Origin of the sequence: Paracoccus sp. DMF, assembly GCF_004407025.1 — a bacterium.
In the GTDB taxonomy this organism is placed as follows: Bacteria; Pseudomonadota; Alphaproteobacteria; order Rhodobacterales; family Rhodobacteraceae; genus Paracoccus; species Paracoccus aminovorans_B.
Map to the genome: position 1 here is coordinate 1 of NZ_SOKV02000111.1, position 2292 is coordinate 2292.

7 protein-coding genes and 1 pseudogene are annotated in these 2292 nt (G+C 66.3%); 5 read left to right on the forward strand and 3 right to left on the reverse strand.

Translation table 11 applies throughout. The features are described 5' to 3' along the window. Positions 1–237, reverse strand: a 237-nt coding sequence (locus tag E3D03_RS20455) for a DUF2460 domain-containing protein (RefSeq protein ID WP_263568478.1), incomplete at its 3' end; no start/stop codon positions are given. Further along, entirely contained in the window at positions 173–574 is a 402-nt protein-coding gene (locus tag E3D03_RS20460; protein WP_263568479.1) for a tape measure protein, read from the reverse strand. The genes E3D03_RS20460 and E3D03_RS20455, both read right to left, overlap by 65 nt. Before the next feature lie 72 nt (positions 575–646). Here E3D03_RS20460 and E3D03_RS20465 point away from each other — a divergent pair, with 72 nt between their 5' ends. Further along, positions 647–859, forward strand: coding sequence for an AbrB/MazE/SpoVT family DNA-binding domain-containing protein (locus E3D03_RS20465; protein ID WP_063184944.1), 213 nt, complete (start codon positions 647–649; stop codon positions 857–859). Next, positions 859–1239 carry a type II toxin-antitoxin system VapC family toxin gene (locus E3D03_RS20470; protein WP_263568480.1) on the forward strand — a complete coding sequence of 127 codons (381 nt, stop codon included), beginning with the start codon at positions 859–861 and terminating at the stop codon, positions 1237–1239. The genes E3D03_RS20465 and E3D03_RS20470 overlap by 1 nt, the downstream gene beginning before the upstream one ends. Here E3D03_RS20470 and E3D03_RS20475 read toward each other — a convergent pair. After that, positions 1229–1372: a hypothetical protein gene (locus E3D03_RS20475; RefSeq protein ID WP_263568481.1), complete on the reverse strand. Its 144-nt coding sequence runs from the start codon at positions 1370–1372 to the stop codon at positions 1229–1231. The two genes, E3D03_RS20470 and E3D03_RS20475, sit on opposite strands and share 11 nt — an antisense overlap. On the opposite strand from E3D03_RS20475, the gene E3D03_RS20480 reads away from it, so the two are divergent. From E3D03_RS20480 to E3D03_RS20490, 3 genes and pseudogenes are all read left to right on the forward strand, one after another. Further along, complete coding sequence (locus tag E3D03_RS20480; RefSeq protein ID WP_263568482.1) at positions 1371–1733, forward strand: hypothetical protein; 363 nt, start codon at positions 1371–1373, stop codon at positions 1731–1733. The two genes, E3D03_RS20475 and E3D03_RS20480, sit on opposite strands and share 2 nt — an antisense overlap. 232 nt (positions 1734–1965) lie before the next feature. After that, the gene (locus E3D03_RS20485; RefSeq protein WP_263568483.1) at positions 1966–2100 is read left to right on the forward strand and encodes a hypothetical protein; all 135 of its coding nucleotides are present in this window, start codon (positions 1966–1968) and stop codon (positions 2098–2100) included. Continuing rightward, positions 2097–2292: pseudogene (locus E3D03_RS20490) on the forward strand (hypothetical protein); the annotation flags it as partial. The gene E3D03_RS20485 and the pseudogene E3D03_RS20490, both read left to right, overlap by 4 nt.

Consider the following 2292-nt stretch of genomic DNA (forward strand, 5'->3'; position numbering starts at 1 on the left):
GAAATCGGCCCAGTCCTTGAAGCGGAAGCCGTGAAGGCGGCCGTTCCTCGCCTCGAAGAAAGCGACCATTGCCGCGAGATCGTCGGCGCGGCGGATGAGCGTGCCGAGGGCCATGGCCTTCAACAGCGCGTTCTGCACCGAGGCCGCGCGCCCGAGACGACCATGGCGTTGTTCAGCGCCTCGGTGAATCCAGCGATTCCGCCGTCGCCAGCCCCAGTTCGCGCAGGACCGTGGCATTGGCGAGCCAGGACTCGGTGGTCTGCCCGAGGCTCGAATAGGTCCGCCGCGCCATGGCGGCGAGCCGGTCCATGACGGCCGCGCCCGCTTCCCGCGAGCCGGCGGCGAGATCGACACGCGAGCGCAGGTCGGTCCACTGGTCGGCATAGGCCACGAGCTGGCGCTGATCGCCGCGCCGAGGACGCCCAACCCGGCGCACCACCGCGCCGGTGGTGTCGGCCTGCCGCTCGATCCGCTTGAAGCTGTTCTCGCCTACGTCGCCGACCGCCTGAAACTCGGCCTTCACCTGCCGGCCGCCTTCGGCGACGAGGCGGACGGAGACGCGTTTCTGGCTCATCTGTCAGGGATTCCTTGAAAACGGCGAGCGTTTGTCTTACGTTTTTCGCATCGATAAACCGAAGGTAGGAACATGTCCGAGACCGCCACCCTGTCCTCGAAGTTCCAGATCTCGATTCCCAAGGCGATCCGCGCGGCCCAGCACTGGGAAGCCGGGCTGACCTTCGCTTTCATCCCCAAGGGAACCGGCGTGCTGCTCGTGCCGGTGCCGAAGCGCGAGGCGCTGGCCGGGATCGCGAAAGGTGCGTCCGCGACCGATTACCGGGACCGGTCGGATCGCGTCTGATGCGTCTCGTCGACACGTCCGCCTGGATCGAATGGCTGATCGGTTCGCCGACCGGCGAGGCAGTGACTGCGCATCTGCCCGAGCAATCCGACTGGCTGGTTCCGACCATGGTGCAGCTCGAACTGGCGAAATGGCTCGCCCGCGAGGTGGGTGAGGACAAGGCCGATCAGGTGATCGCCTTCACGCAGCTCTGCCACGTCCTGCCGCTCGACACCGAAATCGCTCTGGTGGCGGCCGAGGCCTGCCGGGTGCATAAGCTCGCGACCGCCGACGCCATCGTCTTCGCCACCGCTCGCGCCCAAGACGCCTCCCTGATCACCTGCGATGCGCATTTCGACGGACTGCCGGGCGTAACGCTGATCGAGAAAATTAAGCCCTGAAATCCGGCCTTTCGTCGCTTGCTATCTGCTCGGTGAGCTTGCGCACCATCACTGTCTCGATCTCGAGCAGGCATTCGGCAGCGATCAGCGGATCGACCCCGAGAGCCCGCGCCGTAGCGAGCGCCGGCGTCATGTCCCGCCCGGCCGTCCGCCTTCCCGGCACCGTCTATCACAAGGGCGGGCTGACCCGGCTCGTGCAGATCCGCGAGGCCACCGGGACGGAGGCCGATCTCGCCGAGATGGCCGAGCGCGTCGCCGACATGCCGCCCATGCCCGGCGTCGGCATGGCCACGGCCGAGCCGCATCGGAAACCCGCCATCGACGATGTCCTCGTGACCGCGGTCCACGAAGGCAGCGCGGACGACCGGTCCCGTTTCGAAGGTGCCTCGGCCGCCATCGGCTATTTCCTGCGCCTCGTCCACGAAGGCAGGATGCGCTCGGCAACATCGAAGGAGATGTCGACGTATTCGGCGGGATCCCGCCATCAGCCTTGATGCACTCGACGAGCGCCGCGAGCTTCGTCCGCTCCCAATCGACGCGCTTTGGCAGGTCAGTGATGACGGTCGCCGCACCGTCCTGGAAGCGGACCCGGGCGGGCGAGGTGCGAGCTCCGGGCCGCGCCGGTTGGTGCAGTCACGTCCAGGATCGACGCACGTAACGATGAGAGCCGATTACGAAGGAAGCGGCTGAAACGTGGGCGCGAGCGCAATGAGCGGTATCCGAACGATGGCGCCCGCTGATCCCGGCGGCTTCGTGAAGACCGAGGTGATCGAACTTCTCGGCCTGTCGGATACGGCTGCTGCCGATGTCGGCGTCACCCGCGCCTTGACCGCGCTCGCGAACGTCCGGCGCCGGAAATGATAATCCGCATCGGTAAGGTGTTCGGCGTGTCGGTGGAAACCCTCATGCGAAAGCATAACAGCTTTACATCGGCGGCGCCCAAGAAGGCGCAAGCGGTAAGTCGCACCCCAGAGTCAGGATTCGTTCACGTGCATAGCCAGAACAGGACGGTGGCGGCGAGAGCGACGGCAGACAGGAAGACCTTCGGGCATC

What these genes read in the sequence shown, in the direction of transcription:
- E3D03_RS20460 (WP_263568479.1), bottom strand. Translation starts at nt 574, where the DNA reads ATGAGCCAGAAACGCGTCTCCGTCCGCCTCGTCGCCGAAGGCGGCCGG.
- E3D03_RS20465 (WP_063184944.1), top strand. Translation starts at nt 647, where the DNA reads ATGTCCGAGACCGCCACCCTGTCCTCGAAGTTCCAGATCTCGATTCCC.
- E3D03_RS20470 (WP_263568480.1), top strand. Translation starts at nt 859, where the DNA reads ATGCGTCTCGTCGACACGTCCGCCTGGATCGAATGGCTGATCGGTTCG.
- E3D03_RS20480 (WP_263568482.1), top strand. Translation starts at nt 1,371, where the DNA reads ATGTCCCGCCCGGCCGTCCGCCTTCCCGGCACCGTCTATCACAAGGGC.
- E3D03_RS20475 (WP_263568481.1), bottom strand. Translation starts at nt 1,372, where the DNA reads ATGACGCCGGCGCTCGCTACGGCGCGGGCTCTCGGGGTCGATCCGCTG.
- E3D03_RS20485 (WP_263568483.1), top strand. Translation starts at nt 1,966, where the DNA reads ATGGCGCCCGCTGATCCCGGCGGCTTCGTGAAGACCGAGGTGATCGAA.